Genomic DNA, 16,667 nt, shown 5'->3' with positions numbered 1-16,667 from the left:
CATCGTTGATGGAGAACGTAAGAATTGGGTCGATATTGTAATTTATGACATATAATATTACTGCTTTATCCAGGTTATAAGGTATAAAATGGTTTATAGTCGAGGCTCTATTATGTTAACAATCTATGAAATGGGCCTCTCTAGCTGATTTGATATCTAGAGGTTATTTATATGGAAAAAGAATGCGGTCGTTTACAGCGTATTTCTCAGGAATTACACAGAGAAATTGCTGTTATTCTGCAATCTGAAATTCAAGATCCACGTCTAAATATCATGGTGACTGTTTCTGGTGTTGATGTCTCCCGTGATTTATCTCATGCCAAAGTATTTGTTACATTTCTAAATGAAAAAGAAGATACGAAAATTCAAATTCGTTTGATAGCTTTATCAAGGGCTTCTGGCTATATTCGTGGATTATTGAGTAAAATAATGAAGTTTCGAGTGATACCTCGCTTAACTTTTTATCATGATAATTCTATGATAGAAGGTGAGCGTATGTCTAATTTAATTTCTTCTCTAGTGAGTCGTGATATAAATAGACGAGATTTAGCAGAAAGAAACAAAGAAGAAGGTCATTTAGATCTATGAGAAATCAATCCTATCTTCGGCGCGACGTGCATGGTGTCTTGTTATTAGACAAGCCTTCTGGCCTTTCCTCTAATAGCGCTTTACAAACAGTAAAGCGTTTGTATCATGCCAATCGTGCAGGTCATACTGGTACATTAGACCCGTTAGCTAGTGGCATGCTACCTATTTGTTTAGGGGAGGCAACTAAATTTGCGCGATATTTACTTGATTCCGATAAATATTATCAGGTTATTGCTAAACTTGGACAAAGAACTACTACTTCAGATGTAGAAGGTAGTATCTTAAGTGAACGACCAGTCATATTTACTGATCATATGTTGGAAACATCATTGAATAGTTTTCGTGGTGAAATAGAACAAACTCCTCCAATGTATTCAGCCATAAAATATCAAGGACATAGACTTTATCAATATGCTCGAAAGGGCATACATGTACCACGCAAATCACGTAGGATTATAGTACATAAGTTACATTGTATAAATTATGATGGAGATGAGCTCAAATTAGAGATGCATGTGTCGAAAGGAACATATATTCGAACTATTATTGATGATCTTGGCGAAAAACTTGGCTGTGGTGCACATGTGATCTATTTACGTCGTTTACAGGTTGCACATTATCCGATGGATAAGATGATAACTTTAGATAGTCTTCAAAAAATAAAAGATAAAGCCTTTCTTGCTGGGATCGTATCGAAACATGATTTAGATTCTCTTCTTATGTCAATAGACAGCCCCGCCTACTCATATCCGATTATAAATTTATTACCTATATTAGCTGACCATTTTAAGAAAGGTTGCTCAGTTCGAGTAGTCAACTCTCTATCACCTGGACTAGTGCGTGTAACTGAAGGAAATCAAGATAATTTTCTTGGTATGGCAGAGCTGACTTCTGATGGAAGCATGTTTCCTCGTCGCTTGGTCTCAGTTATTTATGATTCATAATGTAGTATTCAGTACTATAAAAGTAAAGCTATATCACTCTGATATTAGTGATAGAGGGTATAGTATAGTAATTATTTTCTGATAGGTATTAATCTATTATGTTTGATTTTTAATTTAATCACTATGCTTGATCCATATAATTAAATAGAACATTTTTATTGCATTAGTTATAATCATGAGTTCCTAGATTAGAGGATGGATTATTTTTATTAAGGATAAAGTTATAAACTATAAGAGCCTATATTTATAACTTAAATCTAATTGAATACTATTTAATCGTGTATAAAAATAGTATACTACACAGACAGATACCATTATCACAAAGATAGATATTAAAAAACTGAATATTATTGTAGAAAAATTAGAATTCAGTGAGCTTTCTATAAATAAATAAAGTAGTAATGCTATCATATTTTATCTAGATTGTATGTTCTAATTAGTTTATGAAAATATTCAATAGCTGAATTAGAGATCGGCAGTTACATATGTATAGTCATATTAATTGGAGTTATAATTATGTCTCTAAATAAAAAAACAACAGGAAATATTATTTCTGAGTATGGTAATAATGACAAGGATAGCGGTTCTACAGAAGTACAGATAGCATTGCTAACTGCCCAGATTAATCATCTTCAAACTCATTTCTCTGAGCATAAAAAAGATCATCATAGTCGTCGTGGTCTACTTCGAATGGTATCTCAAAGGAGAAAACTTTTGTATTATCTCAAAAGAAAAAAAGTTATATCTTACAATCGGTTAATTATTAAGTTAGGCTTACGCCGTTAGATTGAGATAGACTAGTATCTATCTTTATTATTGCTAAGAGGTTTTATCGCTCTGGATTCAGAAGGGCTAATTATTTTACCTCTGGCAATTGTATAGAATTTAGTTATCATGATGAATTATGAGGATTAGATTAACAATATCTAGTCAAAATAGGCTAGAAACTATATTAAAATAGGCTAGAGACTATAGTTGAGGAACTAATTTTGCTTACTCCGATGGTACAAAAATTTCAGTACGGTCAGCATGCGATCTCTATTGAAACTGGCATGATGGCCCGTCAAGCTACTTCGGCTGTTATGGTTAGTATGGATGAGACAACAGTATTTGTAACCGTGGTGTGTCAGAAAAAGGCAAAACTAGGTCAGTCTTTTTTCCCTCTTACTGTAAATTACCAGGAACGTACATATTCAGCTGGTCGCATTCCGGGTAGCTTTTTCCGTCGTGAGGGTCGACCTAATGAAATTGAAATGCTGACTTCACGTTTAATTGATCGACCGATTCGACCACTCTTTCCGCAAGGATTTTTTAATGAAGTACAAATCATTGCTACTGTTGTTTCTGTAAATCCTCAGGTTAATCCAGATATTGTTGCAATGATTGGAGCTTCTTCTGCTCTAGCTTTATCAGGATTACCATTTCATGGCCCCATTGGCGTTGCACGTGTTGGTTACATTGATCATCAATATGTACTCAATCCAACAAGTGATCAACTAAAAGAAAGTAAACTGGATTTAGTGGTATCTGGTACTGCAGGTGCAGTATTGATGGTTGAATCTCAAGCTGAGATTTTAAGTGAAGAAGAAATGTTAGGTGCAGTTATATTTGGACATAAACAGCAACAGATTGTGATTGATAATATAAATGATTTAGTAGCTGTAGCAGGAAAACCACATTGGGATTGGAAGCCAGAAGTAGTAAATGAATCATTACGTTTACGAATGTCTGAATTATCTGAACTTAAACTTATTGAAGCCTATTCTATTACCCAAAAACAAGAGAGACAATCACAGATTAATGTAATTAAGTCTGAAACTAGTGCCTGTCTTTTAGAGGATGATGAGTTATTAGATGTTGATATAATAAATAGTTTGTTTTATGATTTAGAAAAGAATGTAGTAAGAAGTCGAATCTTACGTGGTGAATCACGTATTGATGGTCGTGATAAAGATATGATTCGTGCGTTAGATATTCGTACTGGTGTTTTACCACGTACTCATGGGTCTGCACTTTTTACGCGTGGTGAAACTCAAGCTCTTGTTACTGCTACACTAGGTACTTCTCGTGATGCACAGAATTTAGATGAGATCATGGGAGAGAGAACTGATAACTTCTTGTTTCATTATAATTTTCCTCCATACTCTGTTGGTGAAATTGGTGTAGTTGGCTCGCCAAAACGTCGTGAAATTGGTCACGGTCGTTTAGCAAAACGAGCCTTAATTTCTGTAATGCCAAAAGATACGATTTTTCCGTATACAGTACGTATAGTGTCTGAAATTACTGAATCAAATGGTTCTTCGTCTATGGCTTCTGTATGTGGTGCATCTTTAGCGTTAATGGATGCGGGGGTTCCAATAAAATCAGCAGTAGCTGGTATTGCAATGGGACTTGTAAAGGATAATGAAAATTTTATTGTACTTTCCGATATCTTAGGTGATGAAGATTATTTAGGTGATATGGATTTCAAAGTTGCTGGAACTCGTAAAGGCATTACTGCATTGCAGATGGATATTAAGATTGCAGGTATTACACCTGAAATCATGCGAATCGCGCTTCATCAAGCTCAGGGTGCGCGTTTTCATATATTAGATGTGATGTCGAAGGCATTAAGTAGTCCACGTTGTAATTTATCACAATTTGCTCCACGTATGCAAACTATTAAAATTAGTGTTGATAAAATAAAAGATGTCATCGGTAAAGGGGGAGCAGTTATACGAGCTTTGACCGAAGAGACTGGTACTACAATCGAAATTGATGATGATGGAACAGTCAAAATTGCAGCTATTAGTAATGAGAAGGTAGAGTATATCCTCAGTAGGATTGCAGCAATTACTGCAGATATCGTAGTTGGTCATATTTATAATGGTAAGGTCATGCGGATTGTAGATTTTGGTGCTTTTGTTGCTATTGCAGGCGGTAAAGAAGGTTTAGTCCATATATCCCAGATAACTGATAAGCGTGTTGAAAAAGTAACAGATCATCTTCAGATGGGACAGAGTATTTTAGTTAAAGTCTTAGAAGTTGATCGACAAGGTCGAATACGTTTAAGTATTAAAGATGCTAGATAATAATCTGAGATTATATGATTTATATCAAGAAAATTTGAAATAATAGTAAATCTAGTATGTTATATTTATGCCCACCCATGATGGTGGGCATAAATATTTAGAGAATAAGTGTAGTTTTTATTTATAGGTGATAGAGTAAAATCATATGATTTTAATGAATTCTGATTTTGTTAGGAGCGGACAAATTGTAGTAAGATTCAATTTAAACTTTTATTTTTATATAAAGAAAAATAATTTCTAATTATTCACTAAGGATATACTCGCACAGCTGTTATATAATAACATACTGTTGTATGATATAGATCATATAGTCATAATATGATATTAAATCATATGATATAATGTAAATATATATCTATCTATTCTTCGTTGAAATATTATCTGAAATAGTCTGAATAAACCACTGATTTATCATCTTTTTAGTGAGAAGAGAATTTGTAGATATTAGTTATGTTTGATTTTAAATAGTGTTCTATGATGTTATAGATGATAGTTTCTCAGGAATAGGATATCGTATTCATCATTCGATAATAATATTCAGAATGAATGCTTCAGGCAGCATACCTGTATATTATGTCTAGCTAATTTTATCTACTATCGCAATTTAGATTATCTAAGTAAATAAGATTAAAAGTACTAATAAAACATTACATATATTGTAATTAAATCAGGAATTAATATAGTAAAGATTATTTCTTGTTTCAATGGATAGCATTATTTTATAAAATATTATTTTTATGATGGATTTTAATATTAAATATTCTATTATTCATCATTTAATCTAGTTAGTATATAAAACATAAAAAGATACTGATTGTTTAGAGCTATCAGATGTTTGTTTTAAAAATAATTTTATCGTCATGATTTTGATCGATAAATTTGAGTGTATTGAAAATAATTAATTGAGCCGGTACACATCTTTTGATGAAAATAATTATAAATTTTCATAATAAGTTATGTAGACTGGCCGATGAAATCTAAGAGGCACATGTACTACATGACTGATATTCAAACTACTTTCTCATCTCTTGGTTTAAAAGAGACTTTGCTTCAATCTCTCAATGCTATGGGCTATATTAGACCATCTCCTATCCAAGTTGAGTGTATTCCTCATCTTTTAGCAGGTAGAGACGTATTAGGGATGGCTCAAACTGGTAGTGGAAAAACCGCAGCTTTCGCATTACCATTAATTCAAAATATCATTTTAACTAGTAAAGAGCCACAAATTTTAGTATTAACTCCTACTCGTGAATTAGCAGTACAGGTTTCAGAAGCAATCATAGAGTTTTCTAAAAATATGAAAGGTTTAAATGTTGTAGCTCTGTATGGTGGGCAGCGTTATGATGTTCAATTACGAGCTTTACGGCATGGACCTCAAGTTGTTGTTGGTACACCTGGTCGTCTTCTTGATCACTTAAAACGTGGTACACTGGATTTATCTAAGCTGCACGGGTTAGTATTAGATGAAGCTGATGAAATGCTTCGTATGGGTTTCATTGAAGATGTTGAAACCATTATGGCTAAAATTCCGGATAATCATCAGACAGCTTTATTCTCTGCAACTATGCCAGATGTAATTCGTCGGATTACTAAGCGTTTTATGAAAAATCCGCAGGAAGTGCGTATTCAGTCGAGTGTAAGCACACGTCCTGATATTAGTCAGAGTTATTGGATTGTTTATGGACGAAAAACAGATGCATTAACTCGTTTTCTAGAGGTAGAAGATTTTGATGCTGTTATTATTTTTGTACGTACTAAGAACGCTACGTTAGAAGTTGCTGAAGCACTTGAGAAAAACGGTTATAATAGTGCTGCACTCAATGGTGATATGAATCAATCACTACGTGAACAGACGTTAGAACGTTTAAAAGATGGTCGTTTAGATATTTTAATTGCTACTGATGTTGCTGCCCGTGGCCTCGATGTTGATCGTATTAGTTTAGTTATTAACTATGATATTCCAATGGATGTAGAATCTTACGTTCATCGTATTGGTCGTACAGGGCGAGCAGGTAGAGCCGGTCGGGCTCTTCTCTTTGTGGAGAATCGGGAACGTCGTTTATTGCGCAATATTGAACGTAATATGAAGTTAAGCATTCCAGAAGTTGAATTACCAAACACGCAACTACTTGGACAGCGTCGATTAGAAAAATTTTCTGAAAAAATTAAAAAACAATTAGAAAGTTGTGATTTAGAAGAGTATCGAGTACTACTTTCTAAAATACAGCCTGCTGATCAAATAGATATTGAGATTTTAGCTGCAGTTTTATTAAAAATTGCTCAGGGTGAGCGCCCTCTTTTAGTTCCTGTAGAACCGATATCTCGTTTTCGTCGTGAATTTAGAGATCGTGAAGATCGTCGAGATAATCGACAAAATCGTGATATTAAGGATGGAGATCGATCTCGGAGAGATCGGCAAGATATTAGAGATATTATGGCTTTATACCGTATTGAAGTTGGTCGAGATGATGGTGTTGAAGTTCGTCATATCGTCGGTGCTATTGTTAATGAAGGTGAAATTAGCAGTCGTTATATTGGTAATATTAAATTATTTTCTAGATATTCGACGATTGAGCTACCAAAAGGTATGTCTAATTCTGTAATCCAGAGTGTTGCTAGAACGGTTATTCTTAACAAGCCTATTAATATGAAGTTTATAGGTGATGTTCGTGCACGTCGAGGTATTGAGCGTCGCTATAGTAGTTTTAATGCTTCTACTTCAAATGAAGGGAATCATTTTAGTCATCAAAATAAAAGTGAACGACGATTAGGTAATTTTAACCGAGATGATAAAAATCGTACTACAAATTCACATCGTGAATTTGGTGGTAGATGTGCGTTGCGTCGGCATGATGCGTAATATTATCTATCTGTTTATATTTTATCATATGGAGTTCAGGCGGTTATAATATATCCGCCTGAAACTGATCACTGATATTTAGTGCGTATTAATATAATCAATGGCAGCTTGAACGGTGGTTATTTTTTCAGCTGCTTCATCCGGTATTTCAGTATTAAACTCTTCTTCTAGGGCCATAACTAATTCAACAGTATCAAGAGAATCTGCACCTAGATCTTCTACAAAAGAAGCAACATTAACTACCTCTTCTTGCTTAACACCAAGTTGTTCGCTAATGATTTTCTTAACACGTTCTTCAATAGTGCTCATATAGTTCAATTTCCTATCAAAACTCGCTTTCGCGATGGTTTTTATAGTGTATAAAATGTTGAAAAAGATGCAACTAAATTCCAGTGGGTTATACTATGATTTTTGTATAGTTCATTTAATGATTAAATCATTAGCATTCCGCCATTGACATTAAGTGTCTCACCAGTAATGTATGAGGCTTCCTCAGACGCTAAAAATGTTACAGCTTTTGCGATATCTTTAACGTGACCAAGACGTCCTATAGGTATTTTTCTCATAATTTCTTCTCGTTGTTTGTTACTAAGAGTGACTGTCATGTCAGTTTCAATAAATCCAGGTGCTACAACGTTTACAGTGATACCACGGGATGCTATTTCACGCGCAAGGGATTTAGTAAAGCCAATTAAACCTGCTTTAGTTGCTGCGTAGTTGGATTGTCCTATGTTTCCTGTATTACCAATTACAGATCCAATAGTAATGATTCTACCATTTCTTTTTTTCATCATAGTCCGTAGAACTGATTTAGATAAACGAAAGATCGAAGTGAGATTTGTGTTAATCACTTCATTCCATTCAGTATCTTTCATACGGATAAGTAGTTTATCACGTGTAATGCCAGCATTGTTAACTAATATATCTATTTCACCAAAGTCATTATGAATTTTTTCTAATGCTGTTTCAATCGAAACTATGTTGTTTACATTCAATATAAAACCTTTACCATGACAACCTAAATATTGACTGATGATATCTGCACCGCTTTGGGTTGTGGCTGTGCCTAATACTTTAGCACCGTGTATTACTAGATCTTCTGTTATAGCGCGACCAATTCCTCTGCTAGCACCGGTTACTATTGCAATTTTACCTTCGAAATTCATTCTATACTTCCCCTCCTTCATCATAATTCGAGCGACTTTTTTAGACTATTGTAATCATTGACTGCAGTTAATGTTAAAGCAGGCTGAATATACTGACTTAATCTAGTCAAAATTTGTCCTGGACCAATTTCTAGTAAAGAACTAACACCTTGTTTTTGAATAAATTTTATGATATTCATCCATTGTACGGGGTGATATAGCTGACGAATTAAAGCGTTACGTATGGCATGAGGGGCAGTCTCAATCACTACGTCAACATTATTTACTACTGGGAATAATGGGGCATGAAAATTTATTTTTTCCAGTGCCATGCTGAATTTTTCTGCTGCTGATTGCATTAGGGCGCAGTGTGAAGGTACGCTAATTGGTAGGGGTAACGTCAGTTTAGCCCCGGCACGTTTACATGCCAGACTTGCACGTTCAACGGCTTCCTTATGTCCGGCAATAACTACCTGATCAGGTGAATTATAGTTGACTGGCGATACAATCTGGTCACAAGAAGATTCTTGACAGGCTTGTATTATAGATAGAGGATCTAGGCCAATAATGACTTGCATTGCACCTGTTCCTTCAGGGTACAGCTTCTTGCATAAGTTTTCCACGTAGCTCTACTAGAGTAATTGCGTCATGGAAATTAATTGCGCCTGCGCAAACTAAAGCACTGTATTCACCTAGACTGTGTCCTGCTAGTAACATGGGCATATTTTTGCTTTTTTCTTTCCAAATCCTAAAAATTGAAAAAGATGCAGTTAAGAGAGCTGGTTGAGTATGGTGTGTTTTGTTTAATTGTATTGATGGTCCTTTTTGTACTAATTTCCATAGATCATAACCAAGTACAGCAGAAGCTTCTGCAAAGGTTTTTTCTACTAGGCTGTAAGTTTGAGCTAAATTGGATAACATGCCTACTTTTTGTGCTCCTTGCCCCGGAAAAACCATTGCAATTTTTTTCATATTCATTCCTGTCCTTTGTGACAAAATTGATAATTAAAATCGAATCAGTGCCGATCCCCAAGTTAGTCCTGCGCCAAAAGCTTCTAATAAAATTAATTGACCATGTTTGATACGATGGTCGCGTACTGCTTCATCTAGAGCTAATGGAATAGAAGCTGCAGAGGTATTACCATGACGATGAAGAGTAATAATGACTTTATTTATATCTAAACCTAGCTTATAGGCAGTAGCAATAATAATGCGCAGATTAGCTTGATGTGGAATGAGCCAGTCTATAGAAGAGAATTGAAGATTATTGGCTTGTAAGGTTTCTTTAACGATATCTGTTAGTTTATTAATAGCAACTTTAAATACTTCATTACCTGTCATGCTGATATAAGCATTGTGATCTGGTTGTGTGTTGTTTCGATTTGGTAATGTTAGTATTTGGCCATAGCGTCCATCTGCATGAAGGTGAGTAGAAATGATTCCCTGCTCTTTTCTGGCGCCCAGCACTACAGCACCTGCTCCATCTCCAAAGAGAATTAATGTACTACGATCGTTAGGATTTAACATACGAGTCAAGATGTCAGATCCAATTACCAACGCATATTTTACTAAATGATTTTTAATATATTGGTCTGCGACGCTTAATGCATAGATAAATCCTGAACAGGCAGCTGCGAGATCAAAAGAAGCAGCATCATTAATTTCTAACATTTTTTGGATGATACAGGCAGAGCTAGGAAAAGCATGACTTGAAGAGGTAGTAGCAACAATAATTAAATTAATTTCATTTTGTCTGATACCGGACATCTCTATGGCACGTCGAGCGGCCTGAAAACCAATAGTTGCTACTGTTTCATCAGGGAGAGCGATATGGCGTTCCTGTATGCCGGTACGAGTTCGAATCCATTCGTCTGATGTATTTATCATTTTTTCCAAATCAGCATTTGTTCGTACTTGTTCTGGTAGATATCTTCCTGTACCGATAATTTTTGTATACATGTGCGGCTAGCCGTTTTTAGATAATAAAGCTTGTACGCACATTGAAATCCTATCGAGAACTCTTTGTTGTACTATCTGCTCAGCTTTTTGAATTGCTGCGATAAATCCGAGATTATTCGCAGAACCATGGCTCTTTACTACTACACCCTGCAAGCCAAGAAGAAGTGCGCCATTATATTTGTCAGGATTTAAATAATGAAATTTATTTACTAAATCTTCGTTGAACCATTTCTTTAGTTGATTGTGGTGACAGCTTTGTTTTTTTTCTTGATTATTGGAATCAAGTAGAAAAAGAAACATTCTTACTATGCCTTCTATGGTTTTTAAAATTATATTTCCTATAAAACCATTACAAATAAGAACATCTGTTTTTCCGGAAAGAAGATCATGACCTTCAACGTAACCGATGAAATTAATTTCTTTAGATGATTGGAGCATAAGTGCTGCATCTTGAATAGAGCTTAATCCTTTTATGGGTTCTTGACCTATGTTAATAAGAGATACACGAGGTTCGTGAATAGTTAAGAGTTCTTCAGCTATGACAGAACCCATGATAGCAAATTGTACTAGTAAGGCGCTTTCTGCAACAATGTTTGCCCCTACATCTAACATTACCGTTTGATTTGCTTTTTGATTGGGTAGAATGGTCATTAACGCTGGACGATCTATTCCATTCAGTGGTTTTAATAAGAGTTTAGCTAGTCCCATGATTGCGCCAGTATTACCTGCGCTGACACATGCATGTGCTCTACCTTTTTTAACTTGCTCTAATGTGATTCGCATAGAACTTCCATGACTAGATCGAATGCATTCAGAGGGTTTTGCATTTTCAGAAATTACTGATTTAGAGGCAACGATTTCTAAACGAGATCGTAAGAATATGTCTTCATTAACTAGTAGTTTTTTAATAATGTCAGGGTTACCAACTAAAATAATATGTAAATATGGATTGAGTAATAATGCCTGAACTGATGCAGGCACAGTTATGCTTGCGCCATAATCTCCGCCCATAACATCTATTGCTAAAGTCAGATTTTTCAAAATAATTTGATAGCTTTTAATTAAGTTACAAGGACCTTTCGGCCTCGATAGTAGCCATCGGAAGTGATATGATGACGACGATGTAGTTCACCAGATAGCTTATCTACGGAGAGTGTTGCTGTGGTTAAGGCGTTATGTGAACGTCGCATCCCTCGTTTAGATCTCGTTGGTTTGTTTTGTTGTACAGCCATCGGTGTCTCTCCTTTTATATTTTCATTCATATTAAAAATATTTTAGCACGTCTACTTTATTAATTATCGTTATGGTTTTTATTAGATTGATTTATCTATGTTTTTAAAAACTGCATAGTATTTAATATGATCTCATTATAATGAGTAGGGTAAGCATGATTTATTCTTCTATGATTAGAGAGTAGTTAATTTGGATTATTTCTAATATAATTTATTGTATCATTACAGTTAGTTCATGTGTTTATATGAAAGCATTTTTATTAAAAATTAGAATACCTATATATTATTAGGTCTTCATTGTACAGATCTAAATAGAGTAATGATAGTATATTATACTAGTAGCTAAACTGCGATATAATAGAGTTTAACTAAGATTAATTCTTGATTTTAAAAGATATAATATATTTTATATCATTATTTATATTTAGTTATAAATTAAAACATACTTCTAATAAGTATAGGATATTGATTAGTTTTTTTATATAAAAGTATTATAAATTATTGATTTTTAAGCAATCATCAAAAAGGGGCAAGCCAAAAGGATATTTTATATATATAGTAAATCATATCTTATTTCACAGTACATCTATGTTTATTTTATCGTTCAATTTTATTTTATTTTAGAAATAAATCTAGAATTCTATTCTAGTTATCTACTTTTGGTATGATTAATTTCAACATTTATGTTTCTAGAAATAAAGATTAGATATTTTAGATTTAATCTTTTTATATAGGATATCATGTTAATAATGTAATAGTGTGAACTGAGGTAGTGAAAAATACAATATTTATTTATTAAATAAAGAAATAGTATATTAACCAAAATGTGTTTCGGGTATGTCCTGGTTATGTGATTTATTACATTCAGAATACCAGAAATCTATGATTTAAATTTGATATTCGTAAAAATATATTTTAATTTATTTATTTTTCGTTTTTATCTATTAGAGGAAAAGTTTTTTAAAATATAAAAATTATTGTTATTTTAGATAAGTTATATCAGTTTTTATATAATAAAGAGAAAAATTTATTAGATTTTAGCAAGATTACTATGATAGATTTTATAGAATTAAAGGGCTATTAATTTACATTAAGTTCGATTATTTAAGTTTTGTATATCAGATTTTTCGTAGAAGAAAAGATGATTAGGATTATATGTATGGTATATTTTATACTGAGTTTTTTATTTTTTAGTTGAAATAAGATTAAGTTTTAAAACATTGGATTCATAATCTACTGATTTGATAGAAAAATATGAGAAAGAGTATTTAGGTCTAGATTTTACTATGTATTAACTATTTTAGGATCCATTTTAGATAAATAAGTTATTCGCTGGTCTAGATCTTATCATATGATTTTACATTATACTTGTTAAGATCAAGAGAATAATACTTGTATTTTATTTGTTGGTTTCATAAGCTATCTTTTTCTTTTATTTAGAATTGTATCTTATTATTTAGATGGAAAAATCAGATTGTTTATCTGAGATTAATCTTGAAGATAGTTTGAGTTACCTTTAAAAATACTGCAGATAGGTAAAATAAAAGAATTTAATAGATTATTCTAATTATAGAATTATGACATTATTAATTTAAAAAAAGTAACTCTAGATTGCAGTTTAAAAAAATATTTTTATAAAAAGATAGATTTTGATATAATCAAATATATATGATGATAATTGTTATTTATTAAAGTCAATTTGTAACATTGATTAGTTAATTATTTTTGTTTTTATTCGATGTATATAGTTTTTAATGAAACGCTTTAATTAAAAAAAATTAGGTTAATTTTTATATTTTTAATGATTTATTTTGTTTCTAGATTGTTTGTGTTTAAAATGAATTGCTTAATACTAGAAGCATCTAAAATATTTTACTCATATTATATTCACCATTAGTATAGATATACTTTAGATGGAGTGTTATTTATAAGTGGAGAGAGGCTTAGTGTAAAACAATTATTAATATTGATTGAAATTTTTATGAGTTCAAAGGAGGTATTTATTGTATAATAAAAAATATGATAATCATTCTTTTTTTATAAATTTTTTTAGTTATACAGATATAAATAGAAGATTGAATAGATGTCTTTAAGATTAAATCCAATTCTTTATGATCTATACTTAGAAATTAATAATAGTCCTATAGTGCGTTAATATGATTAGATTTTTTATAGTTCACGCCTAGATATTGATCAATGAAGTTGATCTTCTATAGGTGACTGTAACTTAAGATCTAGAAGCGAAGCAAGAATAGAGTAAACCTCAGTTTTTAGGATTTTTTTTTGTGTTTGATGTAAAAAATCTTTGAGAATAAGTTCCTCATCACCTATTTCATCTGTATTAATCACTATTGCAAATCTAGCACCTAATTTAATTGCTCTTGCGAAGTGTTTTTTTAGTTTTCCTACACAAAAATTATTCATTAATTTTAATTCAGGCAGTAAATTACGTAATTGTTCAGATAATAACATTCCTAAATGTTGTTTCTCAGGCCCTTTAGTAATTAAATAGACATCGACAATTCGATTTGGTTGTAGTTTTAAGTTACAATGTTGTACTAATAATGCTAATCGCTCTAAACCAATTGCGAAACCAATAGCTGGGGTTGAGTGGCCACCAAGTTCTGTAACCAAATTATCATATCGACCACCAGAACAGATTGTTCCTTGTGCACCCAAACTGTTAGTTGTCCATTCAAATACGGTTCGATTATAATAGTCTAAACCGCGTACTAGACGCTGGTTTATATGGTAGGGAATGCCAGCGATATCTAATTGGTTACATAGACCTAAAAAATGATGATTAGATTCGCTGTCTAGATATTCTCTAAGAGGAGGCAGGTTAATCAATAATTCTTGTATGGCAGGGTTTTTACTGTCTAGAATGCGAAGAGGATTAGAATATATACGATCTTTACAATCTTTATCTAAAATATGAATATTATTTTTTAGTAAAGAAACAAGTATTTTATGATATTGCTTTCGTGTTTCTAATGATCCAATTGAGTTTAACTCCAATCGAATATGATTAGAAATACCCAATGCTTTCCAGCATCTTGCGGTCATTAAAATCAATTCGGCATCAATCTCTGGACCGGATAGTCCGAATGCTTCAACACCGATTTGGTAGAATTGACGATAACGACCTTTCTGTGGTCTTTCATAGCGAAACATTGGTCCCATATACCATAAACGCTGTTCTTGGTGATACAAGATACCGTGTTCAATTCCTGCACGCGCACATCCAGCGGTTCCTTCTGGTCTTAATGTAATGCTATCACCATTACGATCTTGAAAAGTATACATTTCTTTTTCCACTACATCAGTAATGGAACCGATCGCGCGTTCAAATAATGAGGTTTTTTCAACAACTGGAATACGAATTTCACTGAAACCGTAGCTACTGATAACTTGTTTTAATATCTGTTCTATTCTTTGATAGAAAGCAATATCAATTGGAAGGTAGTCTTTCATGCCACGAATTGCTTGAATCTTGTTTTTTTTCACTATCTATACCTTTTATTTTTATAACATATGATTCTATATGTGGTTTATTGAGTTGTTAGAGTTATATATTTGTGTACAATATTTTAATTAGTTGATGTTGATTTTCATTTGTGATAAGTTGACTAGATAAGTATTATTTTATTTCTTAAATATTAAAAATATTAAATATGATTTCTATTTTTTAGGTTTAGTGCTTTAGCACGGATACGCGCTTCTAATTTATCAATTAGAGTTTGATTATTCATTCGTTCATCTAATTGAATCCCGTCTTCATATAAACTGCTACTTTTCCTGTTACCTACTAGAGCGATGGTTGCTTGTTTCGCCTCTCCCGGACCATTAACCATACAGCCTATAATTGCAATATCCATTGGCGTAATGATGTCTTCTAGTCTTTTTTCTAGATCGTTTACTATGCTGATCACATCAAATTCTTGACGTGAGCAGGTTGGGCAGGCAATAAAATTAATACCACGTGAACGAATGTGTAGTGATTTTAAAATATCAAAACCAACTTTCACTTCTTCAATTGGATTAGTTGCTAAAGATATTCGTAGTGTATCACCAATGCCCTCCAAGAGGAGGGAGCCTATTGCGATTGCTGATTTGACTGCTCCAGCTCGTGCTCCACCAGCCTCAGTCAGTCCTAGATGAAGGGGTTGCTTAATTTGTGTAGATAAAAGACGATATGCCTCTATGGCAGTCAAGATGTCAGACGATTTAACACTAACTTTAAACATATCAAAGTTGAGATCATCAAAATAATTAATATTACGTAGAGCTGATTCAACTAAAGCTTGTGCGGTAGAACTACTGTATTTTTTTTGTAAATCTTGTTCTAGTGATCCGCTATTAATTCCAATTCTAATAGGGATGTTATAGTAGCGTGCACATTCTACAACTTTACGAATGCGATGTTTATTACCAATATTTCCTGGATTGATTCGTAGGCAGTCTACTCCATATTGAGCAACTTTTAGAGCAATACGGTAGTCAAAATGAATATCTGCGACTAAAGGAGCAGTAACTTGTTTTTTTATAAGACGAAATGACTCTGCGGCATCCATAGTCGGTATAGATATCCGAACAATATCAGCACCGGCTTTTTCTAGGGATTTAATTTGGGCAATTGATGCTTCAATATTAGTTGTAGGAGTATTCGTCATAGACTGCACAGAAATAGGCATATTATCCCCTACAGGAACATTCCCAACATAAATACGCATTGATTTACGGCGGGGAAGAGATGCTACATTATTCATATTTTTCTCCATTAGTACGAAGGATGAGTTTAGAACTAGAAGTAGAGTGAAAAGAAAAATAGACGAATAAGTTAGTGTAATCTTAACAATTAAATTGTA

General features: G+C 33.0%; 12 protein-coding genes and 1 pseudogene. 5 read left to right on the top strand and 8 right to left on the bottom strand.

Annotated elements, in window-relative coordinates; translation table 11 throughout:
* The first annotated feature begins 171 nt into the window (after positions 1-171).
* The 5 genes from rbfA (at position 172) to ERCIPICE3303_RS02470 (ending at position 7,463) form a co-directional block, all read left to right on the top strand.
* Positions 172-588, top strand: coding sequence for a 30S ribosome-binding factor RbfA (rbfA, locus tag ERCIPICE3303_RS02490; protein ID WP_157991142.1), 417 nt, complete (start codon positions 172-174; stop codon positions 586-588).
* A complete protein-coding gene (gene truB / locus ERCIPICE3303_RS02485; protein ID WP_157991141.1) occupies positions 585-1,532 on the top strand; it encodes a tRNA pseudouridine(55) synthase TruB in 948 nt (315 codons plus the stop codon). The genes rbfA and truB overlap by 4 nt, the downstream gene beginning before the upstream one ends.
* Positions 1,533-2,048: 516 nt before the next feature.
* On the top strand, positions 2,049-2,318 hold the full coding sequence (gene rpsO / locus ERCIPICE3303_RS02480) for a 30S ribosomal protein S15 (protein ID WP_157991140.1): 270 nt from the start codon (positions 2,049-2,051) through the stop codon (positions 2,316-2,318).
* A gap of 203 nt (positions 2,319-2,521) precedes the next feature.
* A complete protein-coding gene (gene pnp, locus ERCIPICE3303_RS02475; RefSeq protein ID WP_157991139.1) occupies positions 2,522-4,603 on the top strand; it encodes a polyribonucleotide nucleotidyltransferase in 2,082 nt (693 codons plus the stop codon).
* Positions 4,604-5,600: 997 nt separating this feature from the next.
* Positions 5,601-7,463, top strand: coding sequence for a DEAD/DEAH family ATP-dependent RNA helicase (locus ERCIPICE3303_RS02470; RefSeq protein WP_157991138.1), 1,863 nt, complete (start codon positions 5,601-5,603; stop codon positions 7,461-7,463).
* Between the two features lie 78 nt (positions 7,464-7,541).
* Here ERCIPICE3303_RS02470 and acpP read toward each other — a convergent pair whose 3' ends face one another.
* From acpP to ispG, 8 genes and pseudogenes are all read right to left on the bottom strand, one after another.
* The gene (gene acpP / locus ERCIPICE3303_RS02465; RefSeq protein ID WP_157991137.1) at positions 7,542-7,772 is read right to left on the bottom strand and encodes an acyl carrier protein; all 231 of its coding nucleotides are present in this window, start codon (positions 7,770-7,772) and stop codon (positions 7,542-7,544) included.
* A 122-nt stretch (positions 7,773-7,894) separates the two neighbouring features.
* The gene (gene fabG, locus ERCIPICE3303_RS02460) at positions 7,895-8,629 is read right to left on the bottom strand and encodes a 3-oxoacyl-ACP reductase FabG (protein ID WP_157991136.1); all 735 of its coding nucleotides are present in this window, start codon (positions 8,627-8,629) and stop codon (positions 7,895-7,897) included.
* Between the two features lie 20 nt (positions 8,630-8,649).
* A pseudogene (gene fabD / locus ERCIPICE3303_RS02455) lies at positions 8,650-9,580 on the bottom strand (ACP S-malonyltransferase).
* A gap of 33 nt (positions 9,581-9,613) precedes the next feature.
* On the bottom strand, positions 9,614-10,567 hold the full coding sequence (locus ERCIPICE3303_RS02450; protein WP_157991135.1) for a beta-ketoacyl-ACP synthase III: 954 nt from the start codon (positions 10,565-10,567) through the stop codon (positions 9,614-9,616).
* 6 nt (positions 10,568-10,573) lie between these two features.
* Positions 10,574-11,608 (bottom strand): phosphate acyltransferase PlsX, encoded by a 1,035-nt coding sequence (gene plsX, locus ERCIPICE3303_RS02445; RefSeq protein ID WP_157991134.1) that lies wholly within the window; start codon positions 11,606-11,608, stop codon positions 10,574-10,576.
* 20 nt (positions 11,609-11,628) lie between these two features.
* Positions 11,629-11,799, bottom strand: a complete 171-nt coding sequence (rpmF, locus tag ERCIPICE3303_RS02440) for a 50S ribosomal protein L32 (RefSeq protein ID WP_157991310.1) — start codon at positions 11,797-11,799, stop codon at positions 11,629-11,631.
* 2,193 nt (positions 11,800-13,992) lie between these two features.
* The gene (hisS, locus tag ERCIPICE3303_RS02435) at positions 13,993-15,306 is read right to left on the bottom strand and encodes a histidine--tRNA ligase (RefSeq protein WP_157991133.1); all 1,314 of its coding nucleotides are present in this window, start codon (positions 15,304-15,306) and stop codon (positions 13,993-13,995) included.
* Positions 15,307-15,467: 161 nt separating this feature from the next.
* Positions 15,468-16,568, bottom strand: a complete 1,101-nt coding sequence (ispG, locus tag ERCIPICE3303_RS02430; protein ID WP_157991132.1) for a flavodoxin-dependent (E)-4-hydroxy-3-methylbut-2-enyl-diphosphate synthase — start codon at positions 16,566-16,568, stop codon at positions 15,468-15,470.
* Between the last annotated feature and the right edge of the window lie 99 nt (positions 16,569-16,667).

This window comes from Candidatus Erwinia haradaeae, from assembly GCF_900699015.1.
Taxonomy (GTDB): Bacteria; Pseudomonadota; Gammaproteobacteria; order Enterobacterales; family Enterobacteriaceae; genus Erwinia_E; species Erwinia_E haradaeae_E.
This window is presented reverse-complemented; position numbering and strand designations above follow the sequence as displayed.

Bases quoted from the DNA above. Each gene is read 5' to 3' on its own strand.
- rbfA (WP_157991142.1), top strand. From the start codon at position 172: ATGGAAAAAGAATGCGGTCGTTTACAGCGTATTTCTCAGGAATTACAC.
- truB (WP_157991141.1), top strand. From the start codon at position 585: ATGAGAAATCAATCCTATCTTCGGCGCGACGTGCATGGTGTCTTGTTA.
- rpsO (WP_157991140.1), top strand. From the start codon at position 2,049: ATGTCTCTAAATAAAAAAACAACAGGAAATATTATTTCTGAGTATGGT.
- ERCIPICE3303_RS02470 (WP_157991138.1), top strand. From the start codon at position 5,601: ATGACTGATATTCAAACTACTTTCTCATCTCTTGGTTTAAAAGAGACT.
- acpP (WP_157991137.1), bottom strand. From the start codon at position 7,772: ATGAGCACTATTGAAGAACGTGTTAAGAAAATCATTAGCGAACAACTT.
- fabG (WP_157991136.1), bottom strand. From the start codon at position 8,629: ATGAATTTCGAAGGTAAAATTGCAATAGTAACCGGTGCTAGCAGAGGA.
- ERCIPICE3303_RS02450 (WP_157991135.1), bottom strand. From the start codon at position 10,567: ATGTATACAAAAATTATCGGTACAGGAAGATATCTACCAGAACAAGTA.
- rpmF (WP_157991310.1), bottom strand. From the start codon at position 11,799: ATGGCTGTACAACAAAACAAACCAACGAGATCTAAACGAGGGATGCGA.
- ispG (WP_157991132.1), bottom strand. From the start codon at position 16,568: ATGAATAATGTAGCATCTCTTCCCCGCCGTAAATCAATGCGTATTTAT.